This is a genomic window from Acinetobacter calcoaceticus (assembly GCF_900520355.1).
GTDB classification, from domain to species: Bacteria; Pseudomonadota; Gammaproteobacteria; order Pseudomonadales; family Moraxellaceae; genus Acinetobacter; species Acinetobacter calcoaceticus_C.
In genome coordinates this window covers 3,234,727-3,251,407 of sequence record NZ_LS999521.1, presented here as the reverse complement: position 1 = coordinate 3,251,407, position 16,681 = coordinate 3,234,727, and the positions used below count along the sequence as shown (strand labels likewise).

10 protein-coding genes, 2 tRNA genes and 3 rRNA genes are annotated in these 16,681 nt (G+C 40.2%); 12 read left to right on the top strand and 3 right to left on the bottom strand.

Translation table 11 applies throughout. The annotated features are described in order from the left end of the window. Nucleotides 1-67: 67 nt before the first annotated feature. The gene (gene gigA / locus AC2117_RS15555; protein WP_005302479.1) at nt 68-1,036 is read right to left on the bottom strand and encodes an RsbU family protein phosphatase GigA; all 969 of its coding nucleotides are present in this window, start codon (nt 1,034-1,036) and stop codon (nt 68-70) included. Nucleotides 1,037-1,145: 109 nt separating this feature from the next. After that, entirely contained in the window at nt 1,146-2,024 is an 879-nt protein-coding gene (locus tag AC2117_RS15550) for a VacJ family lipoprotein (protein WP_227549209.1), read from the bottom strand. A gap of 573 nt (nt 2,025-2,597) precedes the next feature. Between AC2117_RS15550 and AC2117_RS15545 the strand changes: the two genes are divergently transcribed. The 12 genes from AC2117_RS15545 to hisC all read left to right on the top strand — a co-directional run bounded on the left by AC2117_RS15545 (nt 2,598) and on the right by hisC (nt 15,192). Then, nucleotides 2,598-4,135: ribosomal RNA gene (locus AC2117_RS15545) — 16S ribosomal RNA — on the top strand. Between the two features lie 59 nt (nt 4,136-4,194). Next, nucleotides 4,195-4,271, top strand: a tRNA-Ile gene (locus AC2117_RS15540). Nucleotides 4,272-4,327: 56 nt separating this feature from the next. Then, nucleotides 4,328-4,403: transfer RNA gene (locus tag AC2117_RS15535), tRNA-Ala, on the top strand. A 370-nt stretch (nt 4,404-4,773) separates the two neighbouring features. Next, nucleotides 4,774-7,667: ribosomal RNA gene (locus AC2117_RS15530) — 23S ribosomal RNA — on the top strand. Between the two features lie 183 nt (nt 7,668-7,850). Next, a 5S ribosomal RNA gene (rrf, locus tag AC2117_RS15525) occupies nt 7,851-7,965 on the top strand. The 16S, 23S and 5S rRNA genes sit together here with 2 tRNA genes alongside, the layout of an rRNA operon. A gap of 386 nt (nt 7,966-8,351) precedes the next feature. Continuing rightward, a complete protein-coding gene (locus AC2117_RS15520; protein ID WP_133975291.1) occupies nt 8,352-9,800 on the top strand; it encodes an RNA polymerase factor sigma-54 in 1,449 nt (482 codons plus the stop codon). Between the two features lie 167 nt (nt 9,801-9,967). Then, the gene (gene hpf, locus AC2117_RS15515) at nt 9,968-10,306 is read left to right on the top strand and encodes a ribosome hibernation-promoting factor, HPF/YfiA family (protein ID WP_133975289.1); all 339 of its coding nucleotides are present in this window, start codon (nt 9,968-9,970) and stop codon (nt 10,304-10,306) included. A gap of 137 nt (nt 10,307-10,443) precedes the next feature. Further along, on the top strand, nt 10,444-10,695 hold the full coding sequence (gene ibaG, locus AC2117_RS15510) for a BolA family iron metabolism protein IbaG (protein ID WP_004794487.1): 252 nt from the start codon (nt 10,444-10,446) through the stop codon (nt 10,693-10,695). 6 nt (nt 10,696-10,701) lie between these two features. Further along, nucleotides 10,702-11,958: a UDP-N-acetylglucosamine 1-carboxyvinyltransferase gene (murA, locus tag AC2117_RS15505; protein ID WP_005043032.1), complete on the top strand. Its 1,257-nt coding sequence runs from the start codon at nt 10,702-10,704 to the stop codon at nt 11,956-11,958. Beyond that, nucleotides 11,958-12,641, top strand: coding sequence for an ATP phosphoribosyltransferase (gene hisG / locus AC2117_RS15500; RefSeq protein ID WP_003655841.1), 684 nt, complete (start codon nt 11,958-11,960; stop codon nt 12,639-12,641). The genes murA and hisG overlap by 1 nt, the downstream gene beginning before the upstream one ends. A 106-nt stretch (nt 12,642-12,747) precedes the next feature. Next, entirely contained in the window at nt 12,748-14,037 is a 1,290-nt protein-coding gene (hisD, locus tag AC2117_RS15495; protein ID WP_133975287.1) for a histidinol dehydrogenase, read from the top strand. A 69-nt stretch (nt 14,038-14,106) separates the two neighbouring features. Then, the gene (hisC, locus tag AC2117_RS15490) at nt 14,107-15,192 is read left to right on the top strand and encodes a histidinol-phosphate transaminase (protein ID WP_133975285.1); all 1,086 of its coding nucleotides are present in this window, start codon (nt 14,107-14,109) and stop codon (nt 15,190-15,192) included. A 3-nt stretch (nt 15,193-15,195) separates the two neighbouring features. On the opposite strand, the gene AC2117_RS15485 is transcribed toward hisC, so the two are convergent. Then, the gene (locus tag AC2117_RS15485) at nt 15,196-16,554 is read right to left on the bottom strand and encodes an anthranilate synthase component I family protein (RefSeq protein ID WP_133975283.1); all 1,359 of its coding nucleotides are present in this window, start codon (nt 16,552-16,554) and stop codon (nt 15,196-15,198) included. Nucleotides 16,555-16,681: the final 127 nt, after the last annotated feature.

The window sequence follows — 16,681 nt, the reverse complement described above, 5'->3', positions numbered from 1 at the left end:
TCACATAGTGCTATCTCAGACTCAAGAGTCCTTAGGTCGTATATTATGTAAATAATTGATTCGTAAATTAATTCATTCGACAAAGACTAAAGATGGCAATATCATCGGCCACATGATCGGGTGCTTGAAATGATTGATTTTGCAAATGATGGACCAATTGTTGGAACTGATCATTCAAACCACCATCAAAGGGTTCAAGGGCTCCATCTGAGCAAACAATGAAGCGCGCATGGCGATTTAATGTACAAATGTGCTCTTCAACTTCGAGTTCGTCAGTTAAACCTAATGGGAAACTGCTCGTTGTTAGAATTTTAGGCGCTTGATTAGGCTCAAAAATGATAGGAGGGGGATAGTGCCCAGCACTTGACCAGCGAAGAGTATGCGTTTCAAGGTTTAAAATACCCACCACAATCGTAATATGCTTTTCAATATTTTCTTGAACCAACATTCCGTTTAATTTTTTAATTAATTGTCTTGGTGTTTTTGACCGACCATGGAAAGCTGCCATCCATGATGTTAACAAACTACTGGTTACGCCATGGCCTGAAACATCGGCAAGATAAAATAAAACCTCTTTATCATTTAATTTCCAATAGTCGTACCAATCTCCAGAAAGATATGCCGAAGGCTGAAAGAAAGTTTCGACTTCATAATTTAATAAATCAATTGGATTGGGTAATAATCGTTTTTGTAGTTCAGCAGCTGAAGGTAAATCACGACTATCTTGATTGCGCTTATATTGAGCATCAATTCTTGAGAGTGCTTTATTTAAATCGCTAGGTAGCTGATTCCATACCCAACCTGCAAGAGCTCCTGCTTCCCATGCATGAGCTAAAGCGGTACCTTCGTGCTCAAAAGCAATGACCACTGTGGGTAAATTCCACTTATAAGTCAGGAAATCCTGTACATCTGCAATTGCAATGATGGTTGGATCATATAAATCTAAATCATCTATGTTAATGACTTGTAAGCCCGGCAGTTTATCCAAAGCTTGCTCTAAATAAGGGATAGAGCGTGTCGGTTTAATAAAATACATAGAAGATATGGTAGTCCTTTTATATGATCACTTTATTCATCATAGAGTATGTATGACCAAAATCAAGGTATTGCCGAACTCTCAATCCAAGCAATACCTTTATTTCATCTTAAGGGTTTTGATTCTCATCTGGTGCATCTTGTGAATCATCATCAATGAAAGACACATCAGCTGAGTCGCCCTTTTTTTCTGCAATCTGGAATGCTTTACGCTGGAGGTATAAATCTCGAATCATAGCGTATTGATCACCCTGTAAAGTCTGATCCAAGTCCAGATATTGAGCACGGGTATCAACAGCTTGTAACAGATTGCTTGACCAATAAATACCCTCCTGATCATCCATAACATATTTTTGTGGACGAGCTTGAGCATCTACTGCCAAACCAAAACCATCACGTAAAGTACTTGGCCCAAAAAATGGCAGCATAAGGAATGGACCAGAAGGCACACCATAGTAACCAAGAGTTACACCAAAATTCTCTTCCTCAGTTGGTAAACCTAAGCGGCTGGCTGGGTCTGCCAAACCAAGAGTAGTTAAGGTATTAATTGTAAATCGACCTAAAGTTTTTGCTGCACGAGCTGGACGGCCTTGAATAAGCTGGTTAACAGCATTCCATGGTTCTCCTAGGTTTTTACGGAACTGGCGATAAGAACCGCGTACGTCTTCTGGTGTTTTTTCTTTATATTGAACTGCAACAGGACGCAAAAAGTTTCGGTCCAACATGTCATTAAAAGAATAAATTGGACGGTTCAATGACTGCAAAGGATCTTTTACAGGATCTGGTTGTGCTGCATTTGCATTTATTCTTAAATCTTTAACCTTAATGTTTTTTAAATCATTAATAATTTGTGATCGAAGATGATGAGATCCAACTTCTGCTGATGAGTTAGCAGTAGGAGATTCACTTATAGTGCTTTCTTGAGCATATATAGAGGTGCAAACACCTACAGATAACACGCTTAATAAAATTAAATTAGAATAATTCATATAATTCCTTAACCACCAGCTAGGCTAATACTTAATGTGCAGTTGGGTGGAGATATGTTTTAATACAAAATTGATAACCTATTATCAATGTAAAATTGATCAAATAATATAGATAATATGCTAAAAAGGTTAAAAAACAGCCATGCGATATGATTAATTTAAAAAAGGGGTTGCCAATGAGATTTAATGGTCTATAATGCACATCCATCGGCGGTGATGCAGATAGAAACTTGTTGAAAAACAGTTACTTGGAATTGAGTAGATTGCTTTAAGTGATAGATTTGATGAGAAGTTGGTTTTGGAAATAAGTTTTAAAAATATCGAAATTACCTGTTGACTTTTAAGAGATTAAGAGTAATATAGCCGACCTAGCTTGCTGGTGACGAACCAGTAAGAAGATCATTAAGAGATTATGAAGAACAACTTGTGTGGATTTTTACTGATTGATTGATCGAAATATTATCATTGATTGATTGGTTTAAATTACTCGAAGTTTATTTGAGCGAAATTTAAGTCAGAAAATTGATGAGCCAGAATTGGCACCTTGTCTTTAATAAGGTGCAAAATGATTTTTAACTGAAGAGTTTGATCATGGCTCAGATTGAACGCTGGCGGCAGGCTTAACACATGCAAGTCGAGCGGAGTGATGGTGCTTGCACTATCACTTAGCGGCGGACGGGTGAGTAATGCTTAGGAATCTGCCTATTAGTGGGGGACAACATTTCGAAAGGAATGCTAATACCGCATACGTCCTACGGGAGAAAGCAGGGGATCTTCGGACCTTGCGCTAATAGATGAGCCTAAGTCGGATTAGCTAGTTGGTGGGGTAAAGGCCTACCAAGGCGACGATCTGTAGCGGGTCTGAGAGGATGATCCGCCACACTGGGACTGAGACACGGCCCAGACTCCTACGGGAGGCAGCAGTGGGGAATATTGGACAATGGGCGCAAGCCTGATCCAGCCATGCCGCGTGTGTGAAGAAGGCCTTATGGTTGTAAAGCACTTTAAGCGAGGAGGAGGCTACTGAAGTTAATACCTTCAGATAGTGGACGTTACTCGCAGAATAAGCACCGGCTAACTCTGTGCCAGCAGCCGCGGTAATACAGAGGGTGCAAGCGTTAATCGGATTTACTGGGCGTAAAGCGCGCGTAGGCGGCTAATTAAGTCAAATGTGAAATCCCCGAGCTTAACTTGGGAATTGCATTCGATACTGGTTAGCTAGAGTGTGGGAGAGGATGGTAGAATTCCAGGTGTAGCGGTGAAATGCGTAGAGATCTGGAGGAATACCGATGGCGAAGGCAGCCATCTGGCCTAACACTGACGCTGAGGTGCGAAAGCATGGGGAGCAAACAGGATTAGATACCCTGGTAGTCCATGCCGTAAACGATGTCTACTAGCCGTTGGGGCCTTTGAGGCTTTAGTGGCGCAGCTAACGCGATAAGTAGACCGCCTGGGGAGTACGGTCGCAAGACTAAAACTCAAATGAATTGACGGGGGCCCGCACAAGCGGTGGAGCATGTGGTTTAATTCGATGCAACGCGAAGAACCTTACCTGGCCTTGACATAGTAAGAACTTTCCAGAGATGGATTGGTGCCTTCGGGAACTTACATACAGGTGCTGCATGGCTGTCGTCAGCTCGTGTCGTGAGATGTTGGGTTAAGTCCCGCAACGAGCGCAACCCTTTTCCTTATTTGCCAGCGAGTAATGTCGGGAACTTTAAGGATACTGCCAGTGACAAACTGGAGGAAGGCGGGGACGACGTCAAGTCATCATGGCCCTTACGGCCAGGGCTACACACGTGCTACAATGGTCGGTACAAAGGGTTGCTACCTAGCGATAGGATGCTAATCTCAAAAAGCCGATCGTAGTCCGGATTGGAGTCTGCAACTCGACTCCATGAAGTCGGAATCGCTAGTAATCGCGGATCAGAATGCCGCGGTGAATACGTTCCCGGGCCTTGTACACACCGCCCGTCACACCATGGGAGTTTGTTGCACCAGAAGTAGGTAGTCTAACCGCAAGGAGGACGCTTACCACGGTGTGGCCGATGACTGGGGTGAAGTCGTAACAAGGTAGCCGTAGGGGAACCTGCGGCTGGATCACCTCCTTAACGAAAGATTGACGATTGGTAAGAATCCACAACAAGTTGTTCTTCATAGATGTATCTGAGGGTCTGTAGCTCAGTTGGTTAGAGCACACGCTTGATAAGCGTGGGGTCACAAGTTCAAGTCTTGTCAGACCCACCATGACTTTGACTGATTAAGGTTATAGACAGAAAGATACATAACTGATGATGTAAGCTGGGGACTTAGCTTAGTTGGTAGAGCGCCTGCTTTGCACGCAGGAGGTCAGGAGTTCGACTCTCCTAGTCTCCACCAGAACTTAAGAGAAGTTCGGATTACAGAAATTAGTAAATAAAGATTTAGATCTTGGTTTATTAACTTCTGTGATTTAAGTATCACGGTATTAAGCATGACCTGACGAAGGCATGTTTATTCATTAACAGATTGGCAAAATTGAGTCTGAAATAAATTGTTCACTCAATAATGAAAAGAGAAGAAGTAATTCTAATCTTGGAATTCATTGAGAACTAGCAAATTAACTGAATCAAGCGTTTTGGTATATGAATTAGATTGAAGCTGTACAGTGTTTAAATACACAGTACTTCAAACTGTAAGAGATTGATGAGGAATCATTGATCATGTCTTATTACTCCTTGTAGGTAATAACGACTGTTTGGGGTTGTATAGTCAAGTAATTAAGTGCATGTGGTGGATGCCTTGGCAGTCAGAGGCGATGAAAGACGTAATAGCCTGCGATAAGCTCCGGGGAGGCGGCAAATATCCTTTGATCCGGAGATTTCTGAATGGGGGAACCCACCTACTTTAAGGTAGGTATTGCAACATGAATACATAGTGTTGCAAGGCGAACGAGGGGAAGTGAAACATCTCAGTACCCTTAGGAAAAGAAATCAATTGAGATTCCCTTAGTAGCGGCGAGCGAACGGGGATCAGCCCATTAAGTTATGTGTGTTTTAGTGGAACGCTCTGGGAAGTGCGAACGTAGAGGGTGATATTCCCGTACACGAAAGGGCACACATAATGATGACGAGTAGGGCGAGGCACGTGAAACCTTGTCTGAATATGGGGGGACCATCCTCCAAGGCTAAATACTCCTGACTGACCGATAGTGAACCAGTACCGTGAGGGAAAGGCGAAAAGAACCCCTGTGAGGGGAGTGAAATAGATCCTGAAACCGCATGCATACAAGCAGTGGGAGCCGACTTGTTCGGTGACTGCGTACCTTTTGTATAATGGGTCAGCGACTTATATTCAGTAGCGAGGTTAACCGTATAGGGGAGCCGTAGAGAAATCGAGTCTTAATAGGGCGTTTAGTTGCTGGGTATAGACCCGAAACCAGGCGATCTATCCATGAGCAGGTTGAAGGTTGGGTAACACTAACTGGAGGACCGAACCCACTGTCGTTGAAAAGCCAGGGGATGACTTGTGGATAGGGGTGAAAGGCTAATCAAGCCTGGTGATAGCTGGTTCTCCCCGAAAGCTATTTAGGTAGCGCCTCGGACGAATACCATAGGGGGTAGAGCACTGTTTCGGCTAGGGGGTCATCCCGACTTACCAAACCGATGCAAACTCCGAATACCTATGAGTACTATCCGGGAGACAGACTGCGGGTGCTAACGTCCGTAGTCAAGAGGAAAACAATCCAGACCGCCAGCTAAGGCCCCAAAATCATAGTTAAGTGGGAAACGATGTGGGAAGGCATAGACAGCTAGGAGGTTGGCTTAGAAGCAGCCACCCTTTAAAGAAAGCGTAATAGCTCACTAGTCGAGTCGGCCTGCGCGGAAGATGTAACGGGGCTAAAACTATGTGCCGAAGCTGCGGATTTGACTTTTAAGTCAAGTGGTAGGGGAGCGTTCTGTAAGCCGATGAAGGTGTATTGAGAAGTATGCTGGAGGTATCAGAAGTGCGAATGCTGACGTGAGTAACGACAAAACGGGTGAAAAACCCGTTCGCCGAAAGACCAAGGGTTCCAGTCCAACGTTAATCGGGGCTGGGTGAGTCGACCCCTAAGGCGAGGCCGAAAGGCGTAGTCGATGGGAAATTGGTTAATATTCCAATACTTCTGTGTAATGCGATGAGAGGACGGAGAAGGTTAAGTCAGCCTGGCGTTGGTTGTCCAGGTGAAAGGAAGTAGGCATGCATCTTAGGCAAATCCGGGGTGCTCTATGCTGAGATCTGATAGCAAGCTGTACTTGTACAGCGAAGTGGCTGATACCATGCTTCCAGGAAAAGTCTCTAAGCTTCAGTTACACAGGAATCGTACCCTAAACCGACACAGGTGGTCAGGTCGAGTAGACCAAGGCGCTTGAGAGAACTCTGCTGAAGGAACTAGGCAAAATGGTACCGTAACTTCGGGAGAAGGTACGCTGTTGTTGGTGATGGAACTTGCTTCCTGAGCTGATGACAGCCACAGAAACCAGGCCGCTGCAACTGTTTATTAAAAACATAGCACTCTGCAAACACGAAAGTGGACGTATAGGGTGTGATGCCTGCCCGGTGCTGGAAGGTTAATTGATGGGGTTAGCGTAAGCGAAGCTCTTGATCGAAGCCCCAGTAAACGGCGGCCGTAACTATAACGGTCCTAAGGTAGCGAAATTCCTTGTCGGGTAAGTTCCGACCTGCACGAATGGCATAATGATGGCGGCGCTGTCTCCAGCAGAGGCTCAGTGAAATCGAAATCGCTGTGAAGATGCAGTGTACCCGCGGCTAGACGGAAAGACCCCGTGAACCTTTACTGCAGCTTGACATTGAACTTTGACCTTACTTGTGTAGGATAGGTGGGAGGCTTTGAAGTTGGAACGCTAGTTCCAATGGAGCCGTCCTTGAAATACCACCCTGGTAATGTTGAGGTTCTAACTCTGCCCCGTAATCCGGGGCGAGGACCATGTCTGGTGGGTAGTTTGACTGGGGCGGTCTCCTCCTAAAGAGTAACGGAGGAGTACGAAGGTGCGCTCAGCGTGGTCGGAAATCACGCGTAGAGTATAAAGGCAAAAGCGCGCTTAACTGCGAGACCCACAAGTCGAGCAGGTACGAAAGTAGGTCTTAGTGATCCGGTGGTTCTGTATGGAAGGGCCATCGCTCAACGGATAAAAGGTACTCTGGGGATAACAGGCTGATACCGCCCAAGAGTTCATATCGACGGCGGTGTTTGGCACCTCGATGTCGGCTCATCTCATCCTGGGGCTGAAGCAGGTCCCAAGGGTATGGCTGTTCGCCATTTAAAGAGGTACGCGAGCTGGGTTTAGAACGTCGTGAGACAGTTCGGTCCCTATCTACCGTGGGCGCTGGAAATTTGAGAGGATCTGCTCCTAGTACGAGAGGACCAGAGTGGACGAACCTCTGGTGTACCGGTTGTGACGCCAGTCGCATCGCCGGGTAGCTATGTTCGGAAGGGATAACCGCTGAAAGCATCTAAGCGGGAAGCCTACCTCAAGATAAGATTTCCCTAGGACTTTATGTCCTCTAAAGAGCCGTTCGAGACTAGGACGTTGATAGGTTGGATGTGGAAGCATAGTGATATGTGAAGCTGACCAATACTAATTGCTCGTGAGGCTTGACTATACAACACCCAAGCAGTTGTATATATGGCATCAATCGATTCATTAATATGCAAAGCAACTTGATTTAGTTATATGTTTAGCTAAAATGAACAAAATTAAAGTAAGACTCAATCAGCCCATCTGTAAAGATTTGGAAAACGCATCGGCAACCAATAAGACCAATGCAAGTATCCATACCAGTTGTGCTGGCGACCATAGCAAGAGTGAACCACCTGATCCCTTCCCGAACTCAGAAGTGAAACCTCTTAGCGCTGATGGTAGTGTGGGGTTTCCCATGTGAGAGTAAGTCATCGCCAGCTCATTATTCTAAACACCCTCAACTGATGTTGGGGGTGTTTTTTTATGCTTGGAAATAACCATTAGAGTGGTTTTCATTAAAAATACTGCATATTATTTCGATCTTTGCTTATGATATGAGCAATTAAAATTGAGCTTCTACCTATGCAGTTCAAAATTATCGCGGTGCAAGATTTAAATACCCAACAATAAAAAGAAATTTATAATTGTTTGAGGACATATTTTTAAAAATTAATTCAATAACATTATTCTGTTGTAAGGCTTTTTAATTTAAAAATACTATTTTTTCTTCTGAAAATTTTAAACTGATATATATGATAAATAGAAACTATATGTTATAAATATTGAATAGGCATGATTTTTGCTTGTTTAATGGAATCTGAAATATATGAAATTATCTGTTGGGTTGAAAGTTGCGAATTCTCTATCGTTAACACCTCAATTGCAGCAGGCGATTCGTTTGTTACAACTCTCTAGTTTAGAGCTTGAACAGGAAATTCAGATCCAACTAGATAGTAATCCCTTACTTGAAAAAATAGAAGAAGAAACATTAATAGAAAGTCTGTCTACATTAGAAAGTAAAGAGTCAGATGACTTAACAACTGAATTAAATGCAAATCATTTGCCTGATGATTTACCAGTCGATACTGACTGGGATGATATTTATACTCATCAATCAACCGCTTTGGCAACTCCAGAGTTTGAAGAGCGAGAGGATAATCGCCAAGTTCAATTATCTTTAAAAGAACATATTTTAGAACAGGTTAATCTTCTACACTTTTCTAAAATAGATCAATTAATTGCTTACTGTATTGTTGATGCATTAGATGATAAAGGATTCTTGGATGCTGAATTAGAGGAAATCATTTTAGCATCACAGCAATTATTGGATGAAATGGATATTGAAGAAGAGATAGAAGAAGATGAAGTTTTGGTTGTTTTAAAGCATATTCAAAGACTTGATCCATTAGGAATCGGTTCACGTAATTTAGCAGAATGTTTAAAAATACAGCTCGAATTTTTATCGAAAGACGTTGAATATCTCAACGAGGCAAAAAGCCTATTGCAACATTATGAACTTTTAATAGCAAATGATCTAAATAAATTACTCAAGCAGACAGGTCTAACGAAAGATCAATTGAAGTTTGCAATCAATCTTTTAAAAACATTGAAACCGTATCCAGGGATGGACTTTGATAAACAAGAATCAGATTATCAAATTCCCGATGTAGTGGTTTCTAAAAAAGATTTGCATTGGCAGGTTCAACTAAACCCAGATATATTACCTAAACTAAGAATTAATACTTTTTACTCTAGTATGATTCGTAGAGCAGATCAAAGTGAAGACAATTTATATTTACGTAATCAGATGCTTGAAGCAAAAAACTTTATTAAAAGTATTGATGAAAGACATAAAACGCTATTAAAAGTGGCGTCCTGTATTGTTGAGCATCAAAAATCTTTTTTGGAAATAGGTGCTGAAGCAATGAAACCGCTGGTTCTTCGAGATGTTGCTGAAGAAGTGGAATTGCATGAGTCTACAGTTTCTCGCGTAACCACAAATAAGTATATGCTTACCCCACGTGGCCTTTTTGAGTTGAAATATTTTTTCTCTAGTCATGTAGGTACTACCTCTGGAGGAGAGGCTTCTTCCACTGCTATTCGTGCAATGATTAAAAAGCTGGTAGCAAGTGAAAATCCGCGTAAACCTTTGTCAGATAATGTAATTGCTACATTATTAAAAGATGAGGGAATTGAAGTAGCAAGAAGAACAGTCGCAAAATATCGAGAATCGTTACATATTCCTTCATCGTCTGAAAGAAAAGTCTTGATCTGAATTTTGAAGTATGGCTATTCTAAAGATTCATTATTACGAAATAATGAAATTTTAATTTCACCAAGAGGAGTCGCTAAAATGGTTTAATTGTTCTAAGTTTCTTTTTGATAGCATTAAATCGTTTTGGTTCTTCTTTAAATAACCTAAAAAAGGTGAGGGATAGAATTATGCAAATAACGATTCGTGGACATCATTTAGCAATTACACCAGCTATAGAAGAAAATATTAAATCAAAATTTAATCAATTAACGAAACACCTAGATCAGGTGAACAGTATGCAGATTAAATTAACGAAAGATCATCAAATTGATAAGCGCTCTCATAAGGGCAGTTCAAATCATGTTGCAGAGGCTATCGTAAGATTGCCTGGGGTTGAGTTGTTTGCTCAGGCAACCGCTGATGATATGTATACTTCAATTAAAAAATTGACTGAAAAATTAAAAAAACAATTATTAAGATATCGTAAAATGCAATGTACTTATTCGCAAGTTACTGTTTCTGTTTAATAAGTTTTGTGAAACTAAGAGAGGCTTGAAAGATAGCCTCTTTTTTATTGATAAAATAGAAACACGTACTGAATTCTTGGAAAAAGTTATAGTAAAATACTCCGTTTTACCCCTTAGGTGTGTCAGAGGTCTTTGCAATGAATAGTGAACAGCTCACTCAAATTTTAAAAGAAGCTTTCCCAGTAGCGGAAGTAGCGGTGAGCGGACAGGCTGGAAAATTTGACCTCCGTATTGTGGATGATCAATTTGAAGGTAAGCGTACAGTGGCTCGTCAACAATTAGTTTATGCACCATTAAATACTTATATTGCAAGTGGGGAAGTTCACGCAGTAACAATTCGTGCAATGACCAAAGATGAATGGCGTAAAGCAAGCCTTTTCGGAGCTTAAATTTTAATGGATAAATTTTTAATTACGGGTGGTGTTAAGCTCGAAGGTGAAGTGCGCATTTCTGGTGCTAAAAATGCGGCTTTACCCTTACTTGCTGCAACTATTCTTGCAGACTCTCCAATTACAATAACCAATGTCCCAAATCTTAAAGATGTTAATACGTTGGTAAAGCTAATTGGTGGATTAGGGGTAACGATTGGCTATGAAAATGACACAGTAAAAGCAGATACCTCTACTTTAGATAATCAGTTTGCACCTTATGAATTGGTAAAAACGATGCGCGCCTCAATTTTGGTCTTAGGACCATTATTAGCACGTTATGGTAATGCTAAAGTTTCTTTACCAGGTGGTTGTGCGATTGGTTCAAGACCTGTGGACCAGCATTTAAAAGCTTTAGAAGCTTTAGGTGCACATATTGAAGTTGAAAATGGTTATGTCCATGCTTCAGTTGATGGTCGCTTAAAAGGTGGTGAAGTTGTTTTTGATATGGTTACTGTTGGCGGTACTGAAAATATCTTAATGGCAGCAGCATTGGCAGACGGTGTTACGACTATTCGTAACGCAGCTCGTGAACCTGAAATCACTGACCTTGCTCAAATGTTAATTAAAATGGGTGCTAAGATTGAAGGCCTTGATACAGATACTCTTATTGTAACTGGCGTAGAAAGTTTACATGGTTGTGAATATGCTGTTGTTGCTGATCGGATTGAAACAGGTTCTTATTTAGCTGCTGCTGCAATTACGGGTGGCCGTATAAAAACAACTCATACTGATCCAGCATTACTTGAGTCTGTTCTGGATAAGTTTGAAGAAATGGGTGCTGAAGTCACTCGTGGTGATGACTGGATTGAACTTGATATGTTGGGCAAACGCCCTAAAGCTGTAAGTTTTAGAACTTTGCCACATCCAGAATTTCCAACTGATATGCAAGCACAATTAATGGCAGTAAATGTTATTGGCCGTGGATTCGCGACAATCTCTGAAACGATCTTTGAAAATCGTTTTATGCATGTTCCTGAATTGTCACGTATGGGCGCTAATATTCAGGTAGAAGGTCACGATGCTGTCGTAACCGGAGTTGAAACCTTACAGGCGGCGCCTGTTATGGCAACAGATTTACGTGCTTCATTCTCTTTAGTTCTGGCTGCTTTAGTTGCAGAGGGTGATACCTTAATTGATCGTATCTACCATATTGACCGTGGTTATGAACATGTCGAAGAGAAACTTCAAGGTTTAGGTGCCAAAATTAAGCGAGTAAGTTAATGAATGATGTAAGAAACGATGATCCTAATTTTGATGTGATGGGTAATTTTGATCATGGTTTGACCTTGGCATTAAGTAAAGGGCGTATTTTAAAAGAGACGTTACCTTTATTGGCTACAGCGGGTATTAATTTGCTCGAAGATCCAGAAAAGTCTCGTAAACTTATTTTCCCTACTACGCATAAGCAAGTACGTATTTTGATTTTACGTGCATCTGATGTACCAACCTATGTAGAAAATGGTGCGGCAGATATAGGTGTAGCAGGTAAAGATGTATTGATGGAGCATGGAGCTCAGCATGTATATGAGTTGCTTGACTTGCAAATTGCTAAATGTAAGTTAATGACAGCTGGTAAAGTAGGCATGGAGCATCCAAAGGGTCGTTTAAAAATTGCCACGAAATATGTCAATCTTACACGTCAGTATTATGCAAGCTTAGGTGAACAAGTCGATGTTATTAAGCTCTATGGTTCTATGGAGCTAGCACCTTTGGTCGGTTTGGGTGATTACATTGTAGATGTGGTTGATACTGGTAATACTTTAAGAGCGAATGGTCTTGAGCCATTAGAAGAGATTTGCAAAGTATCTTCTCGATTAATTGTAAATAAAGCCAGTTTTAAACGTAAACAAACTTTGTTAAATCCAATCATTTCGCAGCTTGAGCAAGCTGTTCAATCGCGTTAAAAGCAATTTCCCATCATGCTTTTGCAATAGTTAAGCTAGATGATGCCCACAAGCGCTTAGAAAAAGAGTAAACTTACTTTTTCTTTTTCGCCTTGTGGGTAAATTGATGCGACGTTTATCGACTCAAGATCAGAACTTCAAACAGGTTTTTGCTGAGCTTTTAGCATTCGAAACTGTGAATGATCTTAATTTAGTGCAAACAGTAGATCAAATTATTGCTGATGTTCGTCAGCATGGAGATGATCATGTTTTAAAGCTTACTCAACAGTTCGATCGACATCCTGCGCATCAATTTTCAGATTTAGAATTATCTCAAGAACAACTTAAAACTGCTTTTGACAGTTTAAGCCCAGAAATTCGTGATGCTCTAGAGTTAGCAGCAAAGCGTATTCGTACATTTCACGAAGCTCAGAAACAAGATAGCTGGACTTATATAGATGAGTTGGGCAATACATTAGGGCAAAAAGTTACGCCCCTAGACCGTGTCGGTATTTATGTGCCTGGTGGTTTGGCCTCTTATCCATCTTCAGTTCTAATGAATGCTGTACCTGCTCATGTAGCGGGTGTGCCTGAAATTATTATGGTTGTGCCAGCACCAAATGGTGAATTAAACCCATTGGTTCTTGCGGCAGCTTACCTTGCGGGAGTTAGCCGAGTTTTTACCATTGGTGGCGCGCAGGCCGTAGCAGCTTTAGCTTATGGTACACAGACAATTCCGGCTGTAGATAAAATTACTGGGCCAGGGAATCGTTTTGTAGCAGCTGCTAAACGTGCTGTATTTGGTCAAGTCGGCATCGATATGATTGCTGGACCTTCTGAAATTTTAGTATATGCAGAAGGTGAGAATAATGCAGATTGGTTAGCAATGGACGTTTTATCCCAAGCTGAACATGACACAGTTGCTCAAGCTATTTTCATAACTCCAGATGAAGCTTTGTTCAATGAAGTAGAGTTGGCAATTGAAAAGCATTTAAATGAACTGCCAAAGGCAGATATTGCGCGAACTTCAATTGAAAACCGTGGTGCTTTGGTATTAGTCAAAGACCGTGCAGAAGCAATTGAGTTGATTAATCAGGTTGCACCAGAGCATTTGGAACTATGCCTAGATGATGCCGAAGCGATGAGCGAAGATATTCGTCATGCTGGAGCAATTTTCATGGGGCGTTATACACCTGAAGCAATCGGTGACTATTGTGCGGGCCCAAATCATGTATTGCCGACATCTGGAACTGCTCGTTTTTCTTCTCCATTAGGCGTTTATGACTTTCAAAAACGCTCAAGCCTAATTATGTGTTCGAAAGATGGGGTTAAAACCTTAGCTAAAACAGCCGACATATTAGCTGTTCAAGAGAACTTAGATGCCCACGCACGCTCAGCACGCTATCGTTATCAATAAGCTTATAAACCTTGTAGTGTTTTAATTATTACTCAGGGCTGATTTTCAGCCCTTTTTTGAGATAAGACCATGACTTTATCTACAGCACAAATGCGCTTTTGGAGTCCAGAAGTTCGTGAATTAGAGCCTTATGTTCCTGGTGAACAGCCTAAAATTCAGAATTTATTGAAACTTAATACGAATGAAAACCCATATCCGCCATCACCAAAAGTAGTTGAAGCAGTTCAAGCTGTTTTAACCCATCAAGCTGATGCATTGCGTTTATATCCAGACCCAGATGCAACAGCTTTAAAACAAGCGATTGCTAAGCAACAGAATATTGAGATTTCTCAGGTTTTTGTTGGTAACGGCTCAGACGAAGTACTTGCTCATATTTTTAAAGCTTTTTTTCTTCAAGACGAACCGATTCTTTATCCAGACATTACTTATAGTTTTTATCCAGTTTATAGTCAGTTCTTTGGAACAAAAACTAAAGAAATTCCACTTAATGAGAATTTCGAGATAGAAGCTAAGGACTATATACAACCAAATGGTGGGATTGTTATTACAAACCCTAATGCACCAACCAGTATTGCAATGAATTTGCCAGATATAGAGCAAATTTTAAAAGCAAATCCAGATCGGGTGGTGGTAATAGATGAGGCTTATGTTGATTTTGGTGCCGAGTCTGCGGTGAGTTTAGTAAATCGTTATGAGAATCTGGTTGTGTGTCAAACAACCTCAAAATCTCGTTCATTAGCTGGTTTGCGCGTTGGTTTTGCAATCGCTCAGCCACATTTAATTGCGGCGCTTGAAGCTGTAAAAAATAGTTTTAATTCATATCCTATTGACCGTTTTGCAATTGCGGCTGCGGTAGCTTCTTTTGAAGATCAGACTTATTTTGAAGAACAACTACAGAAAGTTATTTCTAGTCGTGAAAAGTTAGTAGATGAATTAACTGCCTTGGGTTTTAAAGTTTTGCCATCTAAAGCGAACTTTATTTTTGCTTCACACTCAGTCCATGATGCAGGCAAACTCGCCCAGAAATTACGTGAACAAGGTATTATTGTGCGTTATTTCAATAAGTCTCGTATTAATCAGTTTTTGCGTATTACAGTGGGTACTGATGAGCAGAATATGCGTTTAGTGCAAACGTTAAAACAAGATATTCTTTAAGTTTTATTCTGCTGTGCTGTTCATTAAGTTCAGCATGGCAGAGATTTTATCAAGGCTTTCTTGATATTCTGCTTCTGCATTTGAGGCAATCGTAATACCACCGCCGGCCCACAAAGAAAGCTGATTCTGATATTGTTGAAAGCTACGGATAAGAATATTCCAGCGACCCGTTCCATCAAAATTGAAGTAACCTAATGTCCCGCAATATGCACCTCTTGCTTCTTCTTCTAATTCTTCAATAATTTGCATTGCCCGAATTTTTGGGGCTCCTGTAATTGATCCCCCTGGTAAAGCAGAGAGCAACATTTGCATAGGGTTAATATCATCTTTAAGAGTCGCAACGATCTCACTTACCATGTGATGTACTTGATTAAAACTTTCAATCTCGAATAATTGCGTTGTTTTTACCGACCCGGTATTGGCATAAATGCTCAAATCATTACGTAATAAATCAACAATCATGACATTCTCTGCCTGATCTTTTTTCGAGTTTTTTAAAGTTTGTTTAGAAATAAAATCTTTTTCACTATCCTCATATCGAGGCATGGTTCCCTTAATAGGTCTGGTCTTAATTTGTTTATTTTGATTGAATTCAATGAAAAGCTCAGGAGAACAACTTAATAATTCAAATTGATCTAATTTTAAATAACCTGCATATGGTGCATTAGTAAGATTCCATAAATCTTCTGCTTTATTTAATAAGGATCCTTTAAAATCGGCTTTAAATTCTTGGGTTAAATTAATTTGATAACAATCTCCAGCTTTAATGTATTCTTGTATTTTATTAAAAGCTTCAAAATATTTTTCTTTGGACCATCTTGGCTGAATAGAAGTTTTTAATTCAAATATATTTCTAGATTTATTAGAATTAAAATTCTCTAATTTCATTTCAATGTATTTGAATAGATCTAGTGCATCTACTTCATCACTAAAAAAATACCAATCATTATCTATATATTTTAAAAAAGAACGATATTGGCCTAAGAATAAAGATGGCTGTATATGAGTTTGAGTATTAATAAATTGATGTGCAGCAAAATCGTAACTAATAAAACCGATATAGCCACCGTTAAAAATTGTTATCGAGTCGCTATCTTTATTTTCTTTAAAATTATTTTCTTTAAGTTGAATAAAATCTAATAACTGATTCGATTTTGATATATTTTTATATTCATTAAAGTTTTGACGCTGAAAAAATAAATCATTTTTATTTTGAATAAGAATGTATTGTTGAGGAAGAAAGCCAATAATAGGATTGTTATTGTCATTTAAATAAATGAGCCCAGTTAATCCTTGTAAATTTTTTAAAATCTCGGCAGCATTTTTACTATGTAATGAGATTTTTTTCTTTAACTGAGACATTTTTAAATAAGAAAATAGTTAATGAGGGAAATATTAGTTTACTACAACTTATGGATCATCAGGGAGGAGACTTATAAGTGAGGTACTTTTCGCTGAAAAAATAGTCGAATTTTAGTGTGGAATTGGG

Excerpts from the sequence above, each read along its gene's own strand:
- hisG (WP_003655841.1), top strand. The coding sequence starts at position 11,958 with ATGAATGATGTAAGAAACGATGATCCTAATTTTGATGTGATGGGTAAT.
- hisC (WP_133975285.1), top strand. The coding sequence starts at position 14,107 with ATGACTTTATCTACAGCACAAATGCGCTTTTGGAGTCCAGAAGTTCGT.
- ibaG (WP_004794487.1), top strand. The coding sequence starts at position 10,444 with ATGAATAGTGAACAGCTCACTCAAATTTTAAAAGAAGCTTTCCCAGTA.
- AC2117_RS15520 (WP_133975291.1), top strand. The coding sequence starts at position 8,352 with ATGAAATTATCTGTTGGGTTGAAAGTTGCGAATTCTCTATCGTTAACA.
- AC2117_RS15485 (WP_133975283.1), bottom strand. The coding sequence starts at position 16,554 with ATGTCTCAGTTAAAGAAAAAAATCTCATTACATAGTAAAAATGCTGCC.
- murA (WP_005043032.1), top strand. The coding sequence starts at position 10,702 with ATGGATAAATTTTTAATTACGGGTGGTGTTAAGCTCGAAGGTGAAGTG.
- AC2117_RS15550 (WP_227549209.1), bottom strand. The coding sequence starts at position 2,024 with ATGAATTATTCTAATTTAATTTTATTAAGCGTGTTATCTGTAGGTGTT.
- hpf (WP_133975289.1), top strand. The coding sequence starts at position 9,968 with ATGCAAATAACGATTCGTGGACATCATTTAGCAATTACACCAGCTATA.
- gigA (WP_005302479.1), bottom strand. The coding sequence starts at position 1,036 with ATGTATTTTATTAAACCGACACGCTCTATCCCTTATTTAGAGCAAGCT.
- hisD (WP_133975287.1), top strand. The coding sequence starts at position 12,748 with ATGCGACGTTTATCGACTCAAGATCAGAACTTCAAACAGGTTTTTGCT.